This window comes from Dokdonia donghaensis DSW-1 (genome assembly GCF_001653755.1).
Taxonomy (GTDB): Bacteria; Bacteroidota; Bacteroidia; order Flavobacteriales; family Flavobacteriaceae; genus Dokdonia; species Dokdonia donghaensis.
In genome coordinates this window covers 710,293-734,184 of sequence record NZ_CP015125.1, presented here as the reverse complement: position 1 = coordinate 734,184, position 23,892 = coordinate 710,293, and the positions used below count along the sequence as shown (strand labels likewise).

At 36.8% G+C, this 23,892-nt stretch carries 27 protein-coding genes, 1 tRNA gene and 1 pseudogene; 11 read left to right on the top strand and 18 right to left on the bottom strand.

Annotation, left to right across the window (positions count from 1 at the left end; translation table 11 throughout):
• Positions 1-64 precede the first annotated feature (64 nt).
• Positions 65-1,105: an alkane 1-monooxygenase gene (locus I597_RS03110; RefSeq protein WP_035326209.1), complete on the top strand. Its 1,041-nt coding sequence runs from the start codon at positions 65-67 to the stop codon at positions 1,103-1,105.
• Positions 1,106-1,233: 128 nt separating this feature from the next.
• Positions 1,234-2,751, top strand: a complete 1,518-nt coding sequence (gene gltX, locus I597_RS03105; RefSeq protein WP_035326208.1) for a glutamate--tRNA ligase — start codon at positions 1,234-1,236, stop codon at positions 2,749-2,751.
• Positions 2,752-2,807: 56 nt separating this feature from the next.
• Here gltX and I597_RS03100 read toward each other — a convergent pair whose 3' ends face one another.
• On the bottom strand, positions 2,808-3,482 hold the full coding sequence (locus I597_RS03100; RefSeq protein WP_052111854.1) for a hypothetical protein: 675 nt from the start codon (positions 3,480-3,482) through the stop codon (positions 2,808-2,810).
• A gap of 168 nt (positions 3,483-3,650) precedes the next feature.
• Between I597_RS03100 and I597_RS03095 the strand changes: the two genes are divergently transcribed.
• The gene (locus tag I597_RS03095; protein WP_035326207.1) at positions 3,651-4,610 is read left to right on the top strand and encodes an SPFH domain-containing protein; all 960 of its coding nucleotides are present in this window, start codon (positions 3,651-3,653) and stop codon (positions 4,608-4,610) included.
• Positions 4,611-4,675: 65 nt separating this feature from the next.
• Here the strand turns inward: I597_RS03095 and I597_RS03090 are convergent, their stop codons facing one another.
• From I597_RS03090 to I597_RS03075, 4 genes are all read right to left on the bottom strand, one after another.
• Positions 4,676-4,936, bottom strand: a complete 261-nt coding sequence (locus tag I597_RS03090) for a DUF6327 family protein (RefSeq protein ID WP_035326205.1) — start codon at positions 4,934-4,936, stop codon at positions 4,676-4,678.
• Positions 4,923-5,342, bottom strand: a complete 420-nt coding sequence (locus I597_RS03085) for a phage holin family protein (protein WP_052111852.1) — start codon at positions 5,340-5,342, stop codon at positions 4,923-4,925. Before I597_RS03085 ends, I597_RS03090 begins: the two co-directional genes overlap by 14 nt.
• 21 nt (positions 5,343-5,363) lie before the next feature.
• Positions 5,364-5,738, bottom strand: coding sequence for a YtxH domain-containing protein (locus tag I597_RS03080; RefSeq protein WP_035328892.1), 375 nt, complete (start codon positions 5,736-5,738; stop codon positions 5,364-5,366).
• Between the two features lie 182 nt (positions 5,739-5,920).
• On the bottom strand, positions 5,921-7,954 hold the full coding sequence (locus I597_RS03075) for a glutamine--tRNA ligase/YqeY domain fusion protein (protein ID WP_035326203.1): 2,034 nt from the start codon (positions 7,952-7,954) through the stop codon (positions 5,921-5,923).
• A gap of 189 nt (positions 7,955-8,143) precedes the next feature.
• Between I597_RS03075 and I597_RS03070 the strand changes: the two genes are divergently transcribed.
• The 3 genes from I597_RS03070 (at position 8,144) to I597_RS03060 (ending at position 8,993) form a co-directional block, all read left to right on the top strand.
• The gene (locus I597_RS03070; protein WP_035326201.1) at positions 8,144-8,353 is read left to right on the top strand and encodes a zinc ribbon domain-containing protein; all 210 of its coding nucleotides are present in this window, start codon (positions 8,144-8,146) and stop codon (positions 8,351-8,353) included.
• A gap of 59 nt (positions 8,354-8,412) precedes the next feature.
• A complete protein-coding gene (folB, locus tag I597_RS03065) occupies positions 8,413-8,769 on the top strand; it encodes a dihydroneopterin aldolase (RefSeq protein ID WP_035326199.1) in 357 nt (118 codons plus the stop codon).
• A 153-nt stretch (positions 8,770-8,922) separates the two neighbouring features.
• Positions 8,923-8,993, top strand: a tRNA-Cys gene (locus I597_RS03060).
• Positions 8,994-9,041: 48 nt separating this feature from the next.
• On the opposite strand, the gene I597_RS03055 is transcribed toward I597_RS03060, so the two are convergent.
• From I597_RS03055 to rnr, 4 genes are all read right to left on the bottom strand, one after another.
• Entirely contained in the window at positions 9,042-9,743 is a 702-nt protein-coding gene (locus tag I597_RS03055) for a LysE family translocator (protein ID WP_035326195.1), read from the bottom strand.
• A gap of 103 nt (positions 9,744-9,846) precedes the next feature.
• Positions 9,847-10,518 (bottom strand): head GIN domain-containing protein, encoded by a 672-nt coding sequence (locus I597_RS03050; RefSeq protein WP_035326192.1) that lies wholly within the window; start codon positions 10,516-10,518, stop codon positions 9,847-9,849.
• A 60-nt stretch (positions 10,519-10,578) separates the two neighbouring features.
• Positions 10,579-10,746: a hypothetical protein gene (locus I597_RS14965; protein WP_169741090.1), complete on the bottom strand. Its 168-nt coding sequence runs from the start codon at positions 10,744-10,746 to the stop codon at positions 10,579-10,581.
• Positions 10,747-10,812: 66 nt separating this feature from the next.
• Positions 10,813-13,017 (bottom strand): ribonuclease R, encoded by a 2,205-nt coding sequence (gene rnr, locus I597_RS03040; protein ID WP_035326187.1) that lies wholly within the window; start codon positions 13,015-13,017, stop codon positions 10,813-10,815.
• Positions 13,018-13,442: 425 nt separating this feature from the next.
• On the opposite strand from rnr, the gene I597_RS14865 reads away from it, so the two are divergent.
• The 3 genes from I597_RS14865 to I597_RS03030 all read left to right on the top strand — a co-directional run bounded on the left by I597_RS14865 (position 13,443) and on the right by I597_RS03030 (position 15,260).
• On the top strand, positions 13,443-13,607 hold the full coding sequence (locus I597_RS14865; RefSeq protein WP_157496176.1) for a hypothetical protein: 165 nt from the start codon (positions 13,443-13,445) through the stop codon (positions 13,605-13,607).
• A gap of 732 nt (positions 13,608-14,339) precedes the next feature.
• Positions 14,340-14,771: a ribose 5-phosphate isomerase B gene (rpiB, locus tag I597_RS03035; protein WP_035326185.1), complete on the top strand. Its 432-nt coding sequence runs from the start codon at positions 14,340-14,342 to the stop codon at positions 14,769-14,771.
• A gap of 33 nt (positions 14,772-14,804) precedes the next feature.
• The gene (locus I597_RS03030) at positions 14,805-15,260 is read left to right on the top strand and encodes a GNAT family N-acetyltransferase (protein WP_035326183.1); all 456 of its coding nucleotides are present in this window, start codon (positions 14,805-14,807) and stop codon (positions 15,258-15,260) included.
• A gap of 55 nt (positions 15,261-15,315) precedes the next feature.
• Here the strand turns inward: I597_RS03030 and I597_RS03025 are convergent, their stop codons facing one another.
• From I597_RS03025 to rnpA, 6 genes and pseudogenes are all read right to left on the bottom strand, one after another.
• Positions 15,316-16,107, bottom strand: a complete 792-nt coding sequence (locus I597_RS03025) for an SUMF1/EgtB/PvdO family nonheme iron enzyme (protein WP_035326181.1) — start codon at positions 16,105-16,107, stop codon at positions 15,316-15,318.
• A 4-nt stretch (positions 16,108-16,111) separates the two neighbouring features.
• Positions 16,112-16,645 carry an OmpA family protein gene (locus tag I597_RS15015; protein ID WP_236626645.1) on the bottom strand — a complete coding sequence of 178 codons (534 nt, stop codon included), beginning with the start codon at positions 16,643-16,645 and terminating at the stop codon, positions 16,112-16,114.
• A gap of 39 nt (positions 16,646-16,684) precedes the next feature.
• A pseudogene (locus I597_RS15140) lies at positions 16,685-16,969 on the bottom strand (OmpA family protein); the annotation flags it as partial.
• Between the two features lie 16 nt (positions 16,970-16,985).
• Positions 16,986-18,611: a S41 family peptidase gene (locus I597_RS03015; protein WP_035326177.1), complete on the bottom strand. Its 1,626-nt coding sequence runs from the start codon at positions 18,609-18,611 to the stop codon at positions 16,986-16,988.
• A gap of 63 nt (positions 18,612-18,674) precedes the next feature.
• A complete protein-coding gene (locus I597_RS03010) occupies positions 18,675-19,490 on the bottom strand; it encodes a DUF4349 domain-containing protein (RefSeq protein ID WP_052111849.1) in 816 nt (271 codons plus the stop codon).
• Positions 19,465-19,845, bottom strand: a complete 381-nt coding sequence (gene rnpA, locus I597_RS03005) for a ribonuclease P protein component (RefSeq protein WP_035328890.1) — start codon at positions 19,843-19,845, stop codon at positions 19,465-19,467. The genes I597_RS03010 and rnpA overlap by 26 nt, the downstream gene beginning before the upstream one ends.
• A gap of 139 nt (positions 19,846-19,984) precedes the next feature.
• On the opposite strand from rnpA, the gene I597_RS03000 reads away from it, so the two are divergent.
• Positions 19,985-20,341 (top strand): S24 family peptidase, encoded by a 357-nt coding sequence (locus I597_RS03000; protein ID WP_035326173.1) that lies wholly within the window; start codon positions 19,985-19,987, stop codon positions 20,339-20,341.
• Positions 20,338-21,612: a Y-family DNA polymerase gene (locus I597_RS02995; protein ID WP_035326171.1), complete on the top strand. Its 1,275-nt coding sequence runs from the start codon at positions 20,338-20,340 to the stop codon at positions 21,610-21,612. Before I597_RS03000 ends, I597_RS02995 begins: the two co-directional genes overlap by 4 nt.
• 12 nt (positions 21,613-21,624) lie before the next feature.
• On the opposite strand, the gene I597_RS02990 is transcribed toward I597_RS02995, so the two are convergent.
• The 3 genes from I597_RS02990 to I597_RS02980 all read right to left on the bottom strand — a co-directional run bounded on the left by I597_RS02990 (position 21,625) and on the right by I597_RS02980 (position 23,835).
• On the bottom strand, positions 21,625-22,344 hold the full coding sequence (locus I597_RS02990) for a peptidase associated/transthyretin-like domain-containing protein (RefSeq protein ID WP_152594960.1): 720 nt from the start codon (positions 22,342-22,344) through the stop codon (positions 21,625-21,627).
• Between the two features lie 202 nt (positions 22,345-22,546).
• Complete coding sequence (locus tag I597_RS02985; RefSeq protein WP_035326170.1) at positions 22,547-23,206, bottom strand: hypothetical protein; 660 nt, start codon at positions 23,204-23,206, stop codon at positions 22,547-22,549.
• Positions 23,206-23,835 (bottom strand): DUF3575 domain-containing protein, encoded by a 630-nt coding sequence (locus I597_RS02980; RefSeq protein WP_035326168.1) that lies wholly within the window; start codon positions 23,833-23,835, stop codon positions 23,206-23,208. The genes I597_RS02985 and I597_RS02980 overlap by 1 nt, the downstream gene beginning before the upstream one ends.
• Between the last annotated feature and the right edge of the window lie 57 nt (positions 23,836-23,892).

The following is a 23,892-nucleotide window of genomic DNA, read 5'->3' as shown; positions in this document are numbered from 1 at the left end:
CACTTTATGCAAGATTATTGCTTTGTCCTTTCTAACAATATATTAAACACAGCACTTTTACCCTATGAAAGATCTCAAATATCTTACTGCCTACTCTACTCCACTATGTGCTTTTATAGGTCTTACTTATCAAGATGTCTGGGTGTGGTTAACCCCAATTTATGCCTTTGTTCTTGTACCTATCATTGAATCAATTTTACCTGTAAATGAGGTTAATATAGACTCTCAAGAAAAGGAAGATAAGCAATCATTACACTGGACAGATTTCTTATTGTATCTAAACATTGTGATTGTGTACTGTATATTATTACTTACATTAACCACAGTAACTACTCAAGAAACTAGCCTTGCAGAGCTTGTAGGTCTCATATTTTCTGCCGGTATTGTAATAGGCTCTAATGGAATAAACGTAGCTCACGAGCTGGGTCATCGTAAAAGTAAAATTGAGCGAACTCTAGGTAAACTCCTCCTACTGCCAGCACTATATATGCACTTTTATATAGAACATAACTATGGCCACCATCTTAAAGCTGCCACTCCAGAAGATCCGGCCACAGCAAAGTATAATCAATCGCTCTATTCTTTTTGGGTTTCTTCTATTTACAAACAGTATACAAACTCCTGGAGGATACAAATGGACCTATTAAAAAGAGCAAATAACTCTTTTTTATCTTTTAAAAATGATATGCTCTGGTATCACATTTTTCAAGCTAGTTATCTGTTTGTTGCTTATTGGTTTTTTGGCTCTTTAGGTCTTATGGTTGTAATTTTTGCAGCAATCGCAGGTTTTTTACTCCTTGAGACAATTAATTATATAGAACATTATGGGTTGAGACGTAAAAAACTTCCTAGTGGCCGTTACGAGCGTGTAAGAGAAGTACACTCGTGGAATAGTAACCACGTTTTTGGGCGCATAATGCTCTATGAGCTTACCCGTCACAGTGATCACCACTATCGTGCAAATAAGAAATATCAATTACTAGATTATCACGACATAAGCCCGCAATTACCATATGGATATCCTACCAGTATGGTGCTATCGCTATTACCACCCTTATGGTTTAAGATTATGAACAAGCGAGTCCCAGCAGATCAGAGACCATAGGTTCATTATATATAATTCTACAAAATGTAATTACTAGGGTTACGCTTTCGCGAAAGCGTAAAAACTTTAAACCTCAAATCTCAAAATTTTACTCTTCTTAAAAGTATCTTTGCACAAAATCTAAGACTATGTCTCAAAATGTTAGAGTGCGATTTGCACCTTCACCTACTGGGCCATTGCACATCGGTGGTGTGCGCACGGCGCTTTTTAATTACTTATTTGCAAAGAAACACGGAGGTACTTTTATCTTACGTATAGAAGATACAGATCAAAATCGCTATGTAGCTGGAGCCGAAGATTACATACGTGAGAGTCTAGACTGGTGCGGTATCTCTTATGATGAGGGACCTACAAAAGATGGAGGTTACGGACCATATAGACAAAGTGAGCGTAAGGATATGTATCATACCTATGCACAGCAGCTTATAGATTCTGGTAATGCTTACTATGCTTTTGACACGGCAGAGAGCCTAGATGCTCACCGAAAAGATCACGAGGCAAACGGTAAAACTTTTATATATAACTGGCATAACCGTCTTAAACTAGATAATTCACTTGTACTCTCTCAAGAAGAAACTAAGCAGCGTATTGCAGATGGTGATAACTATGTGATACGTTTTAAATCTCCTCAAGATGAAGTTTTAAAACTTCAAGATGAGATACGTGGTGAGATGGAGATAGATACAAACATACTAGATGATAAGATTTTATTTAAGTCTGATGGTATGCCTACCTATCACCTAGCAAATATTGTAGATGACCACCTTATGGAAATCTCTCACGTAATACGCGGTGAGGAGTGGTTACCATCTCTTGCTTTACACGTATTGTTATACAGAGCATTAGGATGGACAGCTCCAAAATTTGCACACTTACCGCTTATCCTGAAACCAGTGGGTAAAGGAAAGTTAAGTAAGCGCGATGGAGATAAACTAGGTTTTCCAGTATTTCCGCTACAATGGGAAGATCCTAAGAGTAATGAGATCTCTTCTGGGTATAGAGAAGATGGATACTTTGCAGAGGCTGTAGTAAATATGCTTGCCTTTTTAGGATGGAATCCAGGTACAGAGCAAGAAATCTTTAGCCTTGAAGAGCTTATTGCCGCCTTTGACCTTAAGCGTGTTAATAAAGGTGGAGCCAAATTTGATCCAGAAAAAACAAAGTGGTTCCAGCAGCAGTATATGCAAGAAATACCCGTAGCAACTATTGCAACAGCTTTCTCTTCATTACTCACTGAGAAAGGTGTTGAGGCTACAGAAGGATATACTACACAGGTTGTAACACTTATAAAAGAGCGTGCTGTCTTTGTAGAAGATCTTTGGACCTTAGGTAGCTACTTCTTTACAGCTCCTACTACCTTTGATGAAAAAGCATCAAAAAAAGCCTGGAAAGAAGGGACGACCGCTATTATGGAAGAAGTAAAAATCATACTTAATGGTGTAGATAACTTTACAACTATAGAGGCACAAACAGCTCTTAAAGCTTGGATAGTAAATAGTGAACTAGGATTTGGTAAAGTAATGCAACCTTTTAGGCTTTCGCTAGTGGGAGCTATGCAGGGACCAGATGTTTTTGATATTGCAGCTACTATAGGAAAAGAAGAAACATTGCGACGTATAGATTATGCTATCGCTACGCTAGGATAATGATTGCTTAATATTATAAAGAAGAGGGAGTTAATAGCTTCCTCTTTTTTTGTGTTTTAAAGATAAAGAACAATACCTCCAGCTAGTAAAGATGGAGATCCTTTAAAATTATCTGCATTAGGATCTACATCTAATAAATCTCGGTTGTTAAGATTATTAAACATATTTGTAAATCCATATTGATATTGTATAATAAATCTCACGTGCTCAAAACCAGCGGTGATACCTATGATACCAAAACCATTTATACGTGATATTTCTTCAATATCTTCTGCTCTTAATGCTGTGTAGCCTTCTACTATATTATCTCTCTGGCCCGTCTGTCTTAAATTCATTTTACCATTAACAAGTAAAGCAGGACCAAAATCTATAGCAAGATGTTTTTCTATAAGATTGTAACTAAATAATAGATTAAGCTGTGCTCCTATTACTGTATATCGAGTTTCCTCTAAACGTGATTCTCCTAGTGGACGACTTTGTAAATTTATATTAGCACTTAAAAAATCAATCCCATAAACAATTCCAAAATCATTGTATAATCTACCCCTTGTGGTTAGGCCACCTAGAAAACCAGTTTCTCCTTCTAGATTAAAGTTTTGAGTATCTATATCTAGTACAGAGAGTTTTGCCTGCAGCCCTAATCTATTATAGTTACCTGGACTATAATAAGACTGTGCTGTTACGGTAAGCATACCTATACCAAAGAATATTAAAAAAACTATGTGTCTCATATATTGAGGTTCAGACTAGAACGACCTTGATTAATCAGTTTGTAATATAGAGCAAGTTTATTTCGTTTCAGAAACTTTTAGCTTAAGTGTTACTTTTTCTCGATAATAGCTACTTATCTTTATGAGAATCTTTGTAAAAGGTTCAATAAACCATCAAAAACAATAATTATGAGTCAAGTTATTCTTCCTGTACTAATAGTCTTTACACTATTTGTATTAATCTCTGCTTTCTTTATGGTAAAACAACAAACCGCTGCTGTAGTCGAGCGTTTTGGGAAATTTGTAGGGGTACGTAATTCTGGATTACAATTTAAAATACCACTAATAGATAAAATTGCGGGGCGCATCAACCTAAAAATTCAACAACTAGATGTTGTGGTAGAAACAAAAACAAAAGATGACGTTTTTGTAAGACTTAAAATCTCTGTACAATTTCAAGTAGTAAAAGATCAAGTATATGATGCCTTTTACAAATTAGAAAATCCAGGAGATCAAATTACTTCATACGTATTTGACGTAGTACGTGCAGAGGTGCCTAAAATGAAACTAGATGACGTTTTTGAGCGTAAAGATGATATTGCCATTGCGGTAAAGCGTGAGCTTAACGAAGCAATGTCTAACTATGGTTTTGACATCATTAAAACACTTGTAACAGACATTGATCCAGATTTACAGGTTAAGGCAGCTATGAACCGAATTAATGCAGCAGAACGCGAAAAAGTGGCTGCAGAGTTTGAAGCAGAAGCAGACCGTATTAAGATTGTAGCAAAAGCACGTGCAGAAGCAGAGTCTAAGCGTTTACAAGGACAAGGTATTGCAGACCAGCGTAGAGAGATTGCTCGTGGTCTTGAAGAGTCTGTAGATGTATTAAATAATGTGGGGATCAATTCTCAAGAGGCATCTGCTCTTATTGTTGTAACACAACACTATGATACTTTACAATCTATGGGTGAGCAAACTAACTCAAACCTTATACTTATGCCTAACTCACCACAGGCGGGTAGTAATATGCTTAATGATATGATTACCTCATTTGTAGCTTCAAATCAAATAGGTGAGCAAATGAAAAAAGAAAATGAAGCAAAAGGAATCATAAACAAGAAAAATAGAGATTCTCAAGAAGATTAAAATCCTCTTTATAGTAAAAAAGCCCCAAGAAATCTTGGGGTTTTTTTGTAAATAATAATGCGATACTACGCTTTATATTCTCCTTTTTTATCTACTTCCTTAACGCGCTTGTAGCCAAAGATTGCACTAAGTAATTTTGCTACTACTGCCTTTTGTACCAGTGAGCCTACAAGATTACCTATAGAAGAAACTGGAGACAGGCCAGAGCTCATTCCAGTCTTTGCTCCATTTACATTAAGTCTTACTTCCTCCTCACTTATTTGTCTCTTAAGTTTAAGGATTTTAAGATCGTGTTCTATCTGGTCAAAGTTATTATATACTCTCATCTATCTTGTTTTTTATAGGCATAGAGGCTCCCGCAGAAGGTGTTTCCTTAAAAGAATCATCGCTAAAGGCCATTTTACTATACTTTGTAAGTAACATACGCTCAAGTGGTTTTCCTGCAAATAAGAATACTAGTAAGAAAATGACAATATATATACCACCCACTATAAAGTATCCTTTACTAGCACTATCTAAAGCATCACCTATAACGATGGCAAGACCAATAGATAAAAATAGTAGAGCAAGTAGACCAAAAGTAGCTCTAATTGCCATATTTGCAGCACTTACTAGGCCTCTCATCCCATTTTTAAACAATGAGAGTTTATAGTACTCTGCAGTTACCTTAGCATACTGTTGCCCGTTATCTGTAAGTCCTTTTAGATTATCTGTTAACTTTTCAAAAGCCATATTTAATTGGTTTAAGTAGGCTTATGATAACGCTTTTTCTGTTTTTACCTTTGCTTTTTCGACGGTTGCATCCTTTTGCAACTTTGCGTTTTGCAGTCTTAACTCTGCAAGCTTTGTCTCTAGTGTAGCAATAACATCATCTGCTTTATGGCTTGCGGTAGAGATGGTACTGTTAAGTTTTTCTTCAAAAGATAATTTTGCCTGTTGTGCATTATCTGTAAGTGACTCTCTAGTCTCTTTAAGTTGTTTTACCAGCTTTTCTTGTTCTTTTTTAGCCTTTTTAGAAAGGTCTTTTCTAGTTTTAGTTCCTTTATCTGGAGCATAAAGAATTCCTGCCGCTGCGCCTATTGCACCACCTAGAACTAAAGCTAATAATGTATTACTTGACTTACTCATATCTTCTTTGATTTTGATTAGTAATTGTTGTTGTGTAAAGATATTTTGATAGCCCATTATTCTCCGTTAATAACCGGTTAATATCCACAACACCAGCTCACAATAAATGTTAAAAAAACCCGCTATCTGTCTAGATAACGGGTTTTTATGCCAATTTTAGTTAAAGATATGGTCTACATATCTTAAAATCTACTAGCCGCTTCTTGCAGCAACTCATTATTATCTTCTCTTGCTTTTTCGACAAATGCTTCTGCACCTTCTATATCTTTAATGGTTTTGTTTTGCGCTTTCGCGAAAGCGTATAAACTCTCCATACCCGCAAGACGAGTTCCTACCTTTTTTGCCGCAGTGTTAAAGAATCCTTTTACCTCTTCTTCTGTAAGCTGGGCTGCTAGTTTTTGAATATCTGCTACTGTAGTAAGACGCTTCTCCTCTGGAAGATTTGCTAGCTTCTTACCTAGTTTATTTATGGTACTCAATGCAGATGCTTGTTGCTGCTGAGGTTTTGGTGCATTTTTATTTTTTTGTGAGGCTTGCTTAGGCTTAATTTTTGCCCAAGAATCACGTAAACCTACCGTTCTATTAAAAACAAGATGTGATGGGGTACTGTCCTTATCTACATTAAAATATCCCTTGCGCTGAAACTGAAATAAGTCACCTACCTCAACATCTTTGAGACTAGGCTCAAGGTAGCCTGTAATGGTTGTTAAACTATTAGGATTTATAAATTCCATAAAATCCTTGTCTTCGTGACCATCTGGATTTTCATCACTAAAAAGTCTATCAAATAAGCGCACCTCTGCCTTAATAGCGTGTTGTATAGATACCCAGTGAAGTGTTCCCTTTACATTGCGCTTAGAAGCTTCTGTACCACTTCCAGATCTACTCTCTGGGTCATAGGTACAATGTATCTCTGTGATGTTTCCATCTGCATCTTTTATGACTTCTTCACCCTTTATGATATATGCATTTTTGAGACGTACTTCTTTACCCGTAGTAAGTCTAAAGTATTTACTACCAGCATTTTCTTTAAAATCTTCACGCTCTATGTACAGCTCTTTACTAAAAGGAACTTTACGCTCACCTGCACTCTCATCTTCTGGATTATTTTCTGCATCTAGCCACTCTTCTTTTCCTTCTGGATAATTTGTAATCACCAGTTTTACAGGATCAAGAACTGCCATCACTCGTGGTGCTGTACGATTTAAGTCTTGACGTATATGAAATTCTAATAGCGCTACATCTATCACATTCTCACGCTTTGCAACACCTACTGCATCTATAAAGTTACGTATAGAAGCAGGAGTATACCCACGACGACGTAAACCAGAGATAGTAGGCATACGTGGGTCATCCCAGCCAGTTACAACACCTTCTTCTACCAGTTTAAGCAGCTTGCGCTTGCTCATAATGGTATAGTTGAGGTTAAGGCGTGCAAACTCTCTTTGTTTAGGTCGTAAGTCTTTGCCTGTATAAACTTGGTCAAGAAACCAGTCGTACAACTCTCTGTGAGGCTTAAACTCAAGTGAGCATAAACTATGTGATATTTGTTCTATATAATCGCTCTCTCCGTGTGTCCAGTCATACATAGGGTAAATACACCAGTCACTACCAGTACGGTGGTGATCTTTATGTAGCACTCTGTAGATAATAGGGTCACGCATTAACATATTTACGTGTGCCATATCAATCTTTGCACGTAGTACGTGTTCTCCTTCTTTAAACTCTCCTGCCTTCATTCTTGCAAAGAGGTCTAAGTTTTCTTCTACCGTGCGATCACGATAAGGTCCAGGTACACCAGGTTGTGTAGGTGTGCCCTTTTGCTCTGCCATTGCTTCACTAGATTGTGAGTCTACATAGGCCTTTCCATCTTTAATGAGCTCGATAGTCCAGTCGTATAATTGCTGGAAGTAATCACTAGAAAAACATACTTTATCCCACTGGTATCCTAACCACGAGACATCTTCCTTAATGGCATCTACATACTCTTGCTCTTCTTTGGCTGGGTTTGTATCGTCAAAACGTAAGTTTACCGGTGCACCATACTTCTCCCCTAGTCCAAAACTTATACATATAGCCTTACAGTGTCCTATGTGTAAATACCCATTAGGCTCTGGTGGAAATCTAAAGCGTAAATCTTCTTTAGAATAAGACCCTTTAAGATCTTCTTCGACGATTTGCTCTAAAAAATTTAATGATTTATGTTCTTCTGTCATAACCTATAATTCTTGTGGTAAAATTAATCATTTTGATGGTGGATTGCGCAGGTGTTTTGACGGGTATTTTTTACGCTTTCGCGAAAGCGTAATTATACCCTTATAAACTTTCTATATACAGGAGAGCTCGCACTAGATTCTGTAACAAAATATACTTATCAACTACTTATACAATAACAAAATACCTTTATGAAAACACTCAACTATACCTGTCCAAAATGTGCAAATACAACTTATAGCATAGGGCAAATGAGAGCTACTGGTAGCTTTCTGACTAAATTACTCAATATGCAAACCGAAAAATACAGTACGGTTACTTGCAAGAACTGCTCATATACGGAGTTCTATAAAGCAAAAACTAGTGCGCTGAGTAATATTTTTGATCTCTTTGGAGCATAGTGCTCTTGTAATACATTGTACGTATTGTAACTTTGACTACTTATAAACAATACCGCTATATGGGAAAAATAAGAGTAACAAATATACGTGCCTATGCATATCACGGTTGCCTCTCTGAAGAGACAGCCATAGGATCTGATTATAGAGTAGATGTAGAAATTGAGGCAGATTTATCTAAAAGCGCTCAAACAGACACGCTATCTCACACGGTAGATTATGTGTTGCTTAACCGTATTGTTAAGGAAGAAATGGCAATACCCTCTGCCCTACTTGAGACCGTTTGCGAGCGTATATTGGTACGATTTTTTAATGAGGAAGCACTCATACAAGTAGCAACAGTCGCAGTATCTAAGGTAAATCCTCCTATAGGTGGCGATGTAGAAATGGTTACAGTAGAGCGTACTAAAACCCGTTAAGTACTCATTTTAAAGAATATAAATGCTGTAAAAAAAGGACAAGGTTTTTATATCTCTTCTTGATAATGCATAATTGCAACTAGAAGGATGTAAAAAAGTAGTGATTCTCATAAGTTATATAACAAATCTATTCCTATATTTGCACGCACAACTGGTATCGTGGCCGAGTGGCTAGGCAGTGGTCTGCAACACCATCTACAGCGGTTCGAATCCGCTCGATACCTCAAAAAGGAACTTCATACGGAGTTCCTTTTTTTATACAGTATTATTTTCTAGGTAATGCTATCTGGCGTAATCTCTGGGATTTCTTGAAAACGCTCCATCTCTTGTTGTATATTAAACTCGTCTGAGGGTACAAAACCCTTAGTAACTAGTACAAGACCACAAACTATAAGAACAAGACCTAAAACCTTTTTTAGTTTAAAAATTCTACGTGGAGTAAGATATCTCTTAAGTTGTTTTGCTAGAATAATCTTACCTAAGTCTGTAATAAAGTAAGCACCTATCATCCCGATAAAAAACCCAAGAAGGCGCTCTCCATCATTTTCTACAGTAGGGCCTATTATTATTAAGATACCTAGCCAAAAAACAAGCACTCCTATATTTATAAAATTAAGTAAGAAACCTTTTATAAAAAGTTGTAGATATCCCCCTTTTTTGACCTTTGCTCTATTAGGATCTAGGGCATCTCGTGTAGGTTTTTTTAGATAAATGGTAAGACCGTAAACAATTAAAATAGCACCACCAAAAACATAGAGACCTGGCTGATTACTTAAGTTTTCTAGCAATTGATAACTACTTAAATAAGCAACCATTATAAAAATAATGTCTGCTATGATTACACCTATATCAAAACTTAGAGCAGCTCTAAAACCTTTTGTAGCAGCCGTCTCAAGCAACACAAAAAACACAGGCCCTATTAAGAACGCTAGGAAAAATCCTAGGGGAATGGCCGTGTGTAAGTCTTCAAACATAAAAATATAGTGCTTTACACAAAGTTAGGCAAAGGGATTTACAACAGAAAAGGGATGCTCACTGGTTATGAACATCCCTTTACTTTTTAAGAATATATTATAGTTACATAATTTTGATACGCCCTCCAAAAGTGCGATGCTTCTTTACCTCTGCAGGATTACCATAAATCACGATGTCACCACCGGCGCGTATGGTAAGGTCTGCCATTTTACTCGCATAAGCCTCTACCTCTCCTCCAGCTTGTACAAATATCTCTGCAGTTTCTGTCTCTAGGTTACGACCCTCATAGATACCACCTGTATTTACTTTTACTCTCTGTACCGTTGCTTGACCACTCGCTTCTATAATACCTCCTGTAACAGCTCTTAAAAGGGCTTCTCGCACTTGTAAACCTACTTTAACGCGAGCTCCTTCTTGCATCTTAATCTCAATCTTGTCTTGTTCTATAAGCTCGTTTGAGGTAATAACAGCTCCTTCATTACCATCTATAACTTCAAGATTATTATAATGCACGTAAACAAAGGTCTTGTTACCATCAAAAATGAGATCTAGATCCATTTTAATCTTAAGGGTTCCATCCTTGTTTACCACATTAACCTGGCTTACGTCTTCACCAGTAATTATCACCTTATTCTCTGTAGACTTTACAAGGTTTACCACAATACGATCATATACTTTTACTTCTGTAAAATCTCCTACATTTTTTGTGATAGGACTTTGAGCAAAAGAAATACTCGTTATAAGTATGGCTATAAATGTTACTATTGTTTTCATAATAATTGTCTTTGTTTGTTATAGAGACAGGCGGTCTTCCTTATTGTTACAGTCTTACAATTAATGACGCTTCCCTTTCCAAGTACCGCCATAGGTATACCCAGGACTATCTTTATGAAGATTGCAACAGTCTTCACAGATAAAGACCCATTGCTTTTTACTGTCAAGTCGCACTCTAAAAGCAACTTCAGTTTGTGTACTACAGGTATGGCATTGTTTTGTTTTCATACAATAAAGCCACCTTATAAATTTTATAAAGTGGCTTATTTTTTTGCTTTCGCGAAAGCGTATTTATTATTGATGCAACCCTTCTTTCACACCCACAAGTGTAAAGTCAAGATGTTTCTTAACAAGATCTGCTTCTTTTACTTTTACTACTACCTCGTCTCCTAGGGTAATTTGGTTACCAGACTTCTGCCCTATGACCGAGTAGCTATCTTGATCAAATTCATAGTGATCTCCTTTTATGTCACGCAAGCGCACCATACCTTCACACTTATTTGAGATAATCTCAACATAGATTCCCCACTCTGTCACTCCAGAGATTACACCCACAAACTCTTCATCTTGATGATCTTGCATAAACTTGACTTGCATATACTTTATGCTATCACGTTCTGAGCTTGTAGCAAGTTGCTCCATATGAGATGAGTGTTTACATTTTTGTTCATACTCTTCTTCACTAGCAGACTTACCACCATCTAGATAATGTTGTAATAAACGGTGTACCATTACATCTGGATAACGACGTATAGGTGAGGTAAAGTGACTGTAATACTCAAAAGCAAGACCGTAGTGACCTATATTTTCTGTACTGTAAACGGCTTTACTCATAGTACGTATGGCAAGTGTGTCTACCATATTTTGCTCCTTTTTACCTTGTACATCTACGAGTAACTGGTTAAGAGAAGAGGTTACACTTTTACGATCTGTGAGGTTCATTTTATAACCAAATTTACCTACCACCTTCTCAAGAGAGGCAAGCTTCTCATCATTAGGCTCGTCGTGTATACGGTATACAAAGGTCTTTTTAGGTCGTTGTTTACCTATAAATTCAGATACTTTTCTGTTTGCAAGTAGCATAAACTCTTCTATGAGTTTATTTGCATCTTTTGATGTTTTAAAGAAAACTCCTGTAGGGTTTGCATCATCATCAAGGTTAAACTTAACCTCTACCTTATCAAAAGAAATTGCTCCATCCTTCATACGCTGGCGGCGCATAATTTTTGCGAGTCTATCTAGTTCTAAAGTTGCTTCTACAAGCTCATTTGTAACTGTATATTCTTCACCAGTAAGTGATACCGCCGCTGGAATAATATTAGATCTACTCTCTATAATGGCCTGTGCTTCTTCATAAGCAAAACGCGCATCACTGTAAGTAACTGTACGTCCAAACCAAGAATTTACAATTTTTGAAGTTTCTGGTACCATCTCAAATACAGCAGAGAAGGTATACTTTTCTTCATTAGGACGTAGAGAACACGCACCATTACTCAATATTTCTGGTAACATAGGTACTACTCTATCTACAAGATATACAGAGGTTGCACGCTCATAAGCCTCATCATCTAGTATAGTATCTGGTACGAGGTAGTGGCTTACATCTGCAATATGCACTCCTACTTCATAATTACCATTTTCTAGTTTTTGGAAACTTAATGCATCGTCAAAGTCTTTTGCATCCTTTGGATCTATGGTATATGTGAGTACGTCACGCATATCACGACGCTTTGCAATCTCCTCTTCTTTTATAGAAGTATCTATCTTATTTGCATACTCTTCTACCTCTTTTGGAAACTCGTATGGCAATCCATATTGTGCAAGTATAGAGTGTATCTCTGTGTTATGCTCACCAGGTTTACCAAGTACTTTTGTGATTTTACCATAAGGAGAGTCTGCTTTTTCTGGCCAGTCTTCTATGGTTACCACTACTTTATCACCATCTTGTGCATCACCTATTTTTTTAAGGGGTACAAAGATGTCTGTATACATCTTGTTAGACTCAGATGTAAGTACAAAGGCAAACTTTTTCTGGAGTTTTACAACCCCTACAAATTCTTCAGTTTTACGCTTGATGATTTTCGTGATCTCACCTTCGTGTTTCTTACTACGGCGCTGGCGGTATATATATACCTCAACCTCGTCACCATTAAGTGCTTTATTTAAGTGATGTGGTGGTACATAGATGTCTTGCTCAAGATCATCTACCATCACATAACCACCACCTTTACCAGATACATCCAGTATACCAGTGTGGTAGTTTTTATTTGCTGCAATCTTAAACTGGCCACGTCCCTCTTCTACAATTTGTTCTTTGGCTTTAAGTTGCTGTAAGTTTTTGATTATTTGATTACGGCTAGATGGATCATCTACATCAAGTTTTGCCGCTATTCTTTTGTAATTGTAAGTTTTGTGATGATCTGCTTTTAGAATTTTTAGTATTCTTTCTGAGAGGTTTGTTATTTTTCCTGGTCCTCTCCTTCTCTTCTTCTTATTCATTTATTGTATATCTGGTACAAAATTAGTCTTAAAATGTTCAACTTCAGTATTTCTGTTAAAATTTTAAGTTTTTATAACCTTTTAGAAACAGGGTTTGTGAGTATTACGCTTTCGCGAAAAGATGAAACGAGCTACGTATAAGAGTATGTAGCAAGAGTATTAAAATTTTATACTCTTTAAGTCAAGACATTTTGCTATGTAAAGAGTACGGTGCAAAAGCTATGCCTTAAAATATATAATTACAATAATTCTCAAAATTACAGAAACAGTAAATCTTAATCTCATATTACTCAAAACATCCCTTTTAAAGTAACATTTTAAAAATCAAAACTTTAAAATTAATAGTTACTACTATTTTTCTTAAAAAAATCTTAAAATTAATGTAACAATTGTATTTTTGTAGCGTCTTTATAGAGACGAGCACTATGAATACATCAAAGCTTTTTCATAAAAACACCTTACTATTTCTAATAATCTTCATTATTGGAATCATAGGCTTTGCGATATATATAAACGCAACCTTTGAGGAAGAAAACCCTAATCACACTTCGACACCGTTTTCTCAAGAGCGAGTGAGTTATCACTCATAACCTAGCAGCTTTATTTTTTTTTTTCAGTTTCCTTTTTCACGAAAGTGAAACAAATCTCCTTTTCAACACTTTTTAAAACAGTCTTTTTTTCTTCTAGTCACTTCTAAATGTTATTCACATATAATATTATATATATTTCTTTTCTTTAAAAATTTAAAAAAAAATTGATGCTTATTATATAGTGTGAATAGCGGTATAACTTTTTGAGCTGTTCTTTGTAAAAGTGACTTTTTGATAGTTATTGACATCTTATCTACGAGTTATTACAGTTAAATAGGCTTGTAAATCTGTATGTTACGTTAGGTAGTTAACAAATGTTGATAACCACACTTCACATACAATTGCTTATAACTTGAGTTATTAACTTATTAAAAATCGCTCCTTTTAGTGCTCATAATTTTGATCATTATTTGGGATATAAAAATTAGGTTTATATACCCTAAGTCCTGTATTGTATTTTTATTTTATAATCACAAATAGAGTTATCAGTATTGCTTAAAAGTTATTGACAATTGCTATTAACAGGTTTTTCACGGTTATCAACAATTGTAAACAAAGCAAGAGGTTTATATACATACACCTATTAAAGTTATGATACACAGTATATTAAGCGTGTAACTTTATCAAAGAACAAAAAGAGCACAAAATTATAGTCAGTATTAAATTACCGCTTAAGTAAAACGATAAAACAATACCGCTATTTACTAACTTTGTTACTCAAACAAACGTACTATGAAAATCTCTATAGGAAACGATCACGCAGGACCTAGTTATAAGAATGTTATTGTCAAGTTTTTAAAAGAAGCTGGACATACTGTTAGTAATTATGGTACAGACACACCAGATAGTGTAGACTATCCAGACTTTGGACATCCTGTTGCAACAGATGTAGAGGAGGGTAAGGCAGATTTTGGTATTGTTATATGTGGTAGTGGTAACGGTATTGCAATGACTGTTAATAAGCATCAAGGTGTACGTGCGGCACTATGCTGGATAAAAGAGATTGCCATTCTTGCACGTGAGCATAACAATGCAAATGTAATAGCGATACCAGCACGCTACACTTCAGAAATGCAGGCGCTTGAGATGGTAAAAGTATTTATTACTACAGAGTTTGAAGGAGGTCGCCACCAGAGACGTGTAGATAAAATAGCTTGTAACTAGCCTTATAAAAATCCCGCTACGCGGGTATTAGTTATGGACAAAGTCGCCCTTGATTTTAAAATCAAAAAGTTTGAATTTCTTAATACGAGCGAGTTGTACGATATACTTCAACTTAGAGCTGAGGTTTTTGTAGTGGAGCAAGACTGCGTGTATCAAGATGTTGATGGTAAAGATCAAGATGCCGTACACGTGATGGGTTATAAAAACGAAAAGCTAGTCGCATATACCAGAATTTTTGGACCAGGAGCCTATTTTGAAAATGCCAGTATAGGTAGGGTAGTAGTGCAAGAAAATGAACGCTTGCACACTTACGGTTATGACTTAATGAACACATCTATAGAAGCTGTAGAGCGGTATTATGATGAGACAACCATAAAAATATCTGCTCAAACGTATCTCAAACGTTTTTACAACAATCTTGGTTTTAAAGAAGTAGGTGAGGGCTATCTAGAAGATGGTATTCCTCATATTGGGATGCTGAAAAACTAATAGCGAGTATTTTTACGCTTTCGCGAAAGCGTACTCATAACTTAAGCCGTAAACCTTACCAAGCCTCTGTCTCACAGATACACCTAAAAGTGGTTTTACTTTTAGAAAGCGTATCGGTTTTAATACGCTCACTTTGAATATTAAAGAGACTACCGTCATTAAGTAGTTCATCAAGATTATAAGTAATCAAATATCCCTCTGGATGATCTTTTACGCCAGCTTCTGATACTTGTAATTGTTTTAAACGATCAATTTGTTTAAAATGATTAATCACGTTTACAAACTCACTTTCCGAAAGGAGCCTGTAGTATAGTTTTTTAGGAAATTGTTCTCTAGATTTTTTTGTCTTATTGATATAGTTAAGACGCAAAGTAGCCAGTTCTGAACGCCATTTACAAAAAAGAACAGCTTCTTTATAAGCGATACTTAATACTGGGTGCTTTGCATACAATGGGTTTTCAAGAAAATTAGTACTTCTCTCTCCATCATTCAAGGCTACTTCACTGGTATCTTTAATATTAAGTAAAGATGATAGCGCATCTGCATAACTGTTTTGTTGCAACACTTTTATTTCATCTGGAAGTGGCGCATTGTGAGTGGGTAAAGTCTCAAACATTTTTGAGGACGCTGTAGTCCAGTAATAATCACGATGCCTCAAAAACTCTTTATACATTTCATTAGTCACGGGTTGTTTATCAATAAACATAGTATCTACCAGTTTGATAGTACCTGGAGGAATGTAGGTTTGATTAATATCCTCATTGATTTTTGACGTAGGCTTGACCGCTTGAGAACAAGACAAAAAACTCATTGTAAGTATGCAGATTGCTACCGTAACTTTAATCATATAATTACTTTTTCTTCGGCTTTACTTTCTTCACATAAGTAACGAGAATCTCTACACGCTTATCATCTTTAGGGTCACCACCTAGTGGAAACCTACTGCCAAAACCTTGATAGCGCATTCGTTTTTTTGCTACACCGTGGTCTGCAAGATAATCGTATATAAATTTTGCTCTCGCTTCAGAGAGATTGCGTTTTCCTGTTTTAAGATCTATACCATCACGGCCGTGGTCTACACAACACACGTGACCTTGTATCTTAAAAATAATCTCAGGATGTGCAGCAAGATATTTGGCTAGCTTGTTGAGGTCCTTGCGAGACTTGCCGTGTATATAGCTATAGTTAGTTTTAAAAAGAATGTTTTTTAAAAGAATACGGTCTCCTTTTATGATAGGCTCATCTTCAAAGGTTTTATAGCTATCCTTTGTTTCTTCTAGTTCTTTCTCTCTGGCAACGGCCTCTTTTGAAACTACGCGAGGTTGTAATAAAGAAACGATAATCTCTACTTTACGGTTAAGGGTGCGTTGCACCTCACTACCCACATCATCTAGTCTGGTGAGAAGTAGCTCTCCTTTTCCGTCTGAGTTTTTTATGATACTATCTGCAATACCTCTATCTACAAATTTTTGTTTGATGGTATTTGCGCGCTCTTGTGAGAGCCACTTATTATAAGCGTCTGTACCGCGATCATCACAATAGCCATATATAGAGATATCTTCTATCTTATCTAGAGGTAGCGAGCCTATAAAGCGTTCTAGTTTTGCATTTTCTATAGCAACGAGATCATATTTATCTGTCTCAAAAAAGGTTTCGTGTGTTTTATCTACCTGAGCAAAAGATGTTGCACATAATAGGAGAGTGGCTATATGTAGCGCAATCCTTTTAATTATTTAAAATCTTATTATAGCGATTTTTATCTGCTAGGACTGCTAGCGCTTCCTTAACCTCTACATTATTTATAATCTGGTACTCATAAAGACCATCTCGATAAAAGTATCTCTTTACAATCTCATCTATGAGTAGATTTTCAATCTCATCTTGACGTTCATCTATAGATTTTTCTTTTGCCAGCGTTATCGCATTATTAAGTTGATTGTAAGCCGCCGATACTTCTGTTTTAAGATCATCCTTATCTGCTTGTTCTAGTGCTTTTGCAAATGCTTTTTCTGTACCGGTTTCATACTTAAAACCTGTACGATTTAAAAATGATTTAAAGTCTGCAAAATCTGTTTGTGACCACGTGAACTCACTTAGATCACTATACTGGTGATTATAATAGTAATCTGTAGCATATTCAAAAATTGCATTATCCTTGAGAAGAGCAGTAGTTACTGGGCTCAACTTTGCAGAGTTTACTTGTATATCTGGTAGTACACCTCCACCGTCTAGTACCTTACGACCGTTTTTAGTTTTAAACTCATTATAGTCTGCAGCATCAGTACGTACGGCGTTTCCGTTTTCATCACGGTTCCAGTAATCTAGGGCTTGTATACAGCGACCAGAAGGCGTGTAGTAGCGAGATATGGTGATTTTTACAGAGGTACCATAGGTAAGTGGTTTAGGACGTTGTACTAGTCCTTTACCAAAAGTTCTAGCTCCCACTATAACCGCTCTATCATAATCTTGTAACCCTCCAGAAACAATCTCTGAGGCAGAGGCAGACCTACCATTTACAAGAACCACGAGTGGTATCTCTGTATCTACCGGTTCTTGTGAAGTAGTATAGGTCTTATTGTATTTTTTTACTACAGACTTTGTGGTTGTAATGAGAGATCCTTTAGGTAAAAATAGATTACAAATATTTATAGCCTCACTAAGCAAGCCACCACCGTTACCACGTAGGTCAAGTATAATCTTTGTAGCACCATCTGTTTTAAGACTCACAAGTGCCTCTTTTACTTGGCTAGATGCTTTTTTATTAAACTTTGTAAGCACGATGTACCCAGTATCACCATTTATGAGTTTTGAAAACGGGACTGCATCTATCTCTACCGCAGAGCGTTTTATAGTGGCTTTATCCGTTTTTCCTTGGCGCTTGTAGGTGATGACTACCTCACTGTTTGGTGCTCCTTTAAGTAAATCACCAGCATCACCATCTACATCTGCCACGGTAATGTCACCTATTTTTATAATCTCATCACCTGCTTTAAGACCTGCTTTATCTGCCGGGTAGCCTTTGCGCGGTTCTGTAATGGTCATTTTTCCGTCTTGATTGCGCACGGTGGCACCTATACCAGAGTAGTCTCCAGAGCGGTTAATTTTTGCATCTTCTACCTCTTGCTCGGTCCAGTACTTTGTATAGGGATCAAGATCTGCAAGCATACCCTCTATGGCACTATCCATAAGCTCTGCAGGGTTTGTTTCATCTACATAATTCATATTAAGCTCCTTAAAGAGCTCTGTAAAAATTTCGATTTGCTTTGCGATTTCAAAAAAATCGCTTTTAAAACTTACCGTACTGATACCTATAACAACAGCAATAATGGGAATGAATATTTTCTTTTTCATAATACAAGATGTCTGCAAGAGACTATAGTTGTGCGTATAACGCTTTCGCGAAAGCGTAATTATCTACTTTTTATTTTTTTTAATCCATCTGCGCATAAAAAATGCGCCTATACCTAACAAGATAAGAAAAGGCCAGAGATGCAACAAACCTAAAAAGAAAACCGAAACTCCATTCCAACCACTTTTAAGTGCATTAACCATCTTACTACCATAAGAGTTTGTAACCTGTGTAGTGACTTCATCCTTATAAAACTCGATCTCAAGCGTACTAAGTGAGACTTGACTTTGTAGGTATTTAAGTCTTCCTTGTTTTGCTTCTATTTCTTCACGTATTTGTGACAGCTCGCGTTCTATCTCGAGCATTTCCTTCACGTTTTTTGCTTTTGAAAGAAGATTTAAATAACGGTCTTCTAGCGCACGCTTTGCTTTAAGGCGTGCGTCTATATCTATAAACTCTGCAGTTACATCTTCTTGTGAGATTGTGCGCTCATCAAAATATGCAACTCCCTCAGATATGCGTTCTAGGGCCATATCAAAGTTGCGAGTAGGAATACGTACGGTTAGGTTTTGATACGTACGACCATAGCTGTGTGTGCCTGCATTATCATTTTGTACATAGCCTTGTGCCTCTTTGATAGCCTTAAGAATACGTTTGTGAGTGGTGGAGAGATCATTAGTTTCAAAACGTATGGACGCTGTTTTAATTATTTTAGAAGGTGTAGATTTTTGAGGGCTATTAACCTCCATAATAACCATTTCTTCTAGCATTTCTGGTGCATACCCAGCATCTGCCGCTATGAGATCATTATTAAGCCCATCAGAATTTTTATCACAACCGATTGTAAGTAGAAAACTAAGTAGTAGTAGATATCGCATCATTAAATCGTTTTATAAGTTTGACCATAGCCTTATGCAGCTGTTGTTGAGAGACTTCTTCTCGACCTGTATAGATAATAAGCATCACAAAGGTCGTGCCTTTTATACAAATCTGGTCTTTGTGTAAACGATATGACTCCCGCATTAAGCGTTTTATACGATTGCGAGATACGGCAAGTTTAAAATTGCGCTTAGATACAGAAACGCTCACTTGATGTGATATGCCTTCTTCCTTGAGCGGTGTCTCCATATATATGAGCCGCAGCGGAAAAGACTTGACAGACCTTCCCTCTATAAAAAGCGCTTCTATGAGCTTCTTAGATTTTAGCTTCTCTTTTTTTGCGTATGTGTGTGCCATTGCTGGCAAAGATAGTAGAATTGAGAGAGCAAAATGGAGAAGATATACGCTTTCGCGAAAGCGTAAAAACCACCCATAAACTACGTTAAAATTAGGAAAAAATACTTTTAATAGGAAAATATCCATAATTTTGTATTCTATGAAGACAGAACCTCAAAAAGTAAAACGTGCCGTGACAGACTACTCTGGTAATCGCTCTGTGCAAACGGGCTTCCCCAGTCCTGCGACACATTACCGTGAGCCTATGATAGATCTCAACAAGGAGCTTAGTTCTTCTCGAGACGCCACCTTTTTTGTACGTGTAAAGGGTGATAGCTGGAAGTCACATAACATTCTTGATAAAGATGTTTTGATAATAGACAGAGCACAAATGCCAAAAGAGGGTAAACTGGCGCTAGTCATTACAGAAGAGGGTTTTGATGTACAGAGAATAAATGCTTCAAAACCTATAGAACTCTGGGGAATGATAAGCTACATAATACATAAGGCGGTATGATTGCGATGGTAGATTGTAATAGCTTTTATGCCTCTTGTGAGCAGGTATTTAGACCCGATTTAAAGGGGAGACCTGTCGCTGTATTGAGTAATAATGATGGCTGTATCATAGCCAAAAATAAAGAAGCAAAGGCGCTCACGCATATCCCATATCGCGACCCACTCTTTAAAATTAAAGGTTTGCTGGCACAAAACGATGTCACGCTTTTCTCATCAAATTACACCTTGTACGGAGATATGTCTGATCGTGTGATGAATGTACTGCGTGAGTTCTCACCTGCGGTTGAGGTGTACAGCATAGATGAGTCTTTTGTAGATCTTTCTGGAATGACACACCTAGATCTTAATGCCTACGGTCACAAAATTAAAAATACAATTGTACAGCACACTGGTATACCCGTAGGAGTGGGCATTGCACCTACAAAGGTACTGGCAAAACTTGCAAACCGTATTTCAAAAAAGGTAGCACACCTTGACCACGTGTATGTGATAGATACCGAGGAGCGACGCATAGAGGCACTTAACTGGGCAGAAACAAAAGACATCTGGGGGCTAGGTAAAAAGCACGTGGAGCGTCTCGCTCATATAGGTGTCTTTACAGCTTATGCATTTACAGAAGTACCACTGGCGTGGGTACGTAAAGAAATGACCGTAGTAGGGGAGCGCTTGTGGCGAGAGCTTAATGGAGAATCTTGTATTCCTTTTGAAACGCTTCCGCGAAAGAAAAAAGCAATAGGTACGGCAAAGTCCTTTGGTAAAAAACTGGATAACCTACCTCAAATAGAAGAAGCCTGCGCTTACTATATAAGTGAAGTAAGCGAGGTGCTGCGCTCGCAAAAATGTTGCTGTACACAACTGCGGGTGTATCTCACCACAAACTATCACAGCACAAATGATGTGCAACACGCAGATAAGACCATTGTAACCTTGTCCGTCCCAACTAATGATACATTTATACTTATCGTGGAAGCTAAGAAAGCCTTAAAACGAATTTATAAGCCGGGATTTAAGTATAAAAAAGTGGGCGTAGATCTTTTAGGTCTCATACCAGAGGAGCAAGTACAAGGCAATCTATTTATGCCAGAAGCGACGGGAGATAAGCGCCTAATAAAAGCCTTTGACGCGATAAATAATCGCTACGGTAAGTCCACAGTCTCGGCAGGATTATCTGGCACCTCAAAAAGTAATAAGGAATGGGAACTCATTAAAGAGGAGCGAAGCCCTCGATATACAACACAGTGGGATAGTTTACTGGAGATAGGGAAGGGGTAGTTTTTATTAAAACTAGTCTTTAACACTATTAAGTAGCTCTTTGTACTCCTCGCTCAGTGTCATAAGTTTATCTATAAGCAAGAAGCTCTTTTCGGGCTTGAGGAGGCTTGTGTCTAGTAGCCTTGACTCACAATAGTCAAAAAAGTAATAAGCACTATTTTCTGGTAGGTTCAGCTCGTTATATAAAAAGTCGTTATTAAAGACAGGATGGTCTTCAAAGAGTTTTTCTAATTGTAAGGAAGTAATGGCTGGAGTTGTTTTTGCATTTCTCCGTCCGTCCTTTTTCTTAAATAGCTTACGTGCCTTTTTAAATAGTGCAACAAAGTTAATTCCGTAAGTAGACGCTGGAGGGACGTAGAGATGCCCATTTTTGTCAATATCTCCTAGTACAGACTGCTGGATTGTATGCTCATAAGCTGGTGCACTAAAAGTGGTTTCTTTTTTAGGTGTATTATGTAAGAGTACCTCGTCAAGTTCATTATTTACTTCTTTTAACTCTATGACTATGGGGCTGGTCATATCTTTTGCGGTGATCACCTTGAGTTGTGGCGCATACGGAAAGAGATAGAAAGAAACAGAGTCATTTACTGCTGCGGCAATCGTAAAGGAGCCATTACTTGTGCTTTGAGTTTGTATATTTCTTGACAGGTTTTTTACACGTACACCTGGTAATGTTTGTGTTGCATTATAAATAGTCCCCTCGAGCGTCTGTGCTGAGGTGTAATTCCCCACCAAGCAAAATAGAAAAAGTAACTTATAATTGATAAACGCTTTACTCACGTTTAAAAATATAAAACTATCATAGTATGAGAAGATTATGAATCATAAAGTCTTTATAAAAAAACCAGCTCGTAATGAGCTGGTTCAAATAAGTATACTAGTAATGTGAGATTATTATTAGTTCTCCCACATATTCTATACGTCTACCAGTTTATCACAAATGATAGCGAATAAGAAACCGTAATCCTAAACCTCCATTGCTAGGGAGCGCTAGGTTAGTATCAGAATCTTCAAATTTAAAGTCTTTAAAGTTATTAAATACATCAAAGGTTGTATACACTAGAACTAATGAGGCAGACCATTTTTCATCCTCATCAATAAATCCTTCTACTCCTAAACCAATATTAAAAAAGACCGAGTTATCACGTTCTGTAATAGTTTCTCTTAGTGGCAGGTTATTAAGATTATCGCCCTCAAAAAGACGCGACTTAAATGTAGTGTTTGCGGCGAAGGAAACATTTGTAAGTGTATATAACCATATACTTTCTCTCTTTGTGAGCCGAGTTACTAAACCCGCATTTAATAGTAGTCCTCTTACTTGTGATTTTACTTGCTGCTCTAAAGCACTACCATCTCTGGTAACAACACGTATTTGAGTGTCTGGAGAAGCTCCTAGATATCCTATACTCATCTCAGGAGAGAATCGTGAGTTGCTTAAAAACCCAACACCAATTTCTGCATTTGTAAATAAGTTATCTTCATAACCTACATTTCTAAAACCAGAAAGTGATGAGAAGATATTAATACCATCTATCTGCCCGTATGAGAGCAATGAAGTAAACGAGAGTAGCAATAATAAAAGCTGTTTCTTCATTAGTTATGTTTAAAAATTACCCACCCTAGTTCAAAACCTATGAGAGGAAATGGTCTTCCATTACTATCCCTACCATTAGAACGGTATGCAAAGTCATAGCCAAAGCCTATTTCAAACAGTAAACTGAGCCCAGAATTATAACTACGCTGAAAACCCCAAACACCACCTAGCGTTGAGAAATCTGTAGACCTTCTTGCTTCACTAAACAAGGCTTCTTTATTTTGATAATTATAGACTGCGGCCACAAAGTTTCCAGAATTACCACTTACAGATTTACCTTTTGAGACTCTTTTTTTAAGGTTATAGTAATATTTGCCTTGGACCTCATATTTTTGAAAAAAGGCAACTTTTTTAGTCCCGAAAATATTAAAAAGCGTAGGAGTAATTCCCGCCTCTGCCTTTAAAGTAAAATCATCATATACATTATACTCATAATTAATTGATGGAGTAAAAAGCAGGTTTGCTTTTACCATTCCTTTCTCGAGAAGTGCATCTGTGTCTTGGGCATTTATCGTTGTTACTAAGGTGAATAGTAGTAAGAAACAAGTAAGGGTAGTTTTGTAAAATTTTGGCGTAGTTAGCCTTGTGATTGTAGCAAACCCAGAAGGGTTGTAATGAAATAGTGACATTAAAATTGATGATTTGATTGATATAGGCTTGCAATATATATATATATATATATCCAA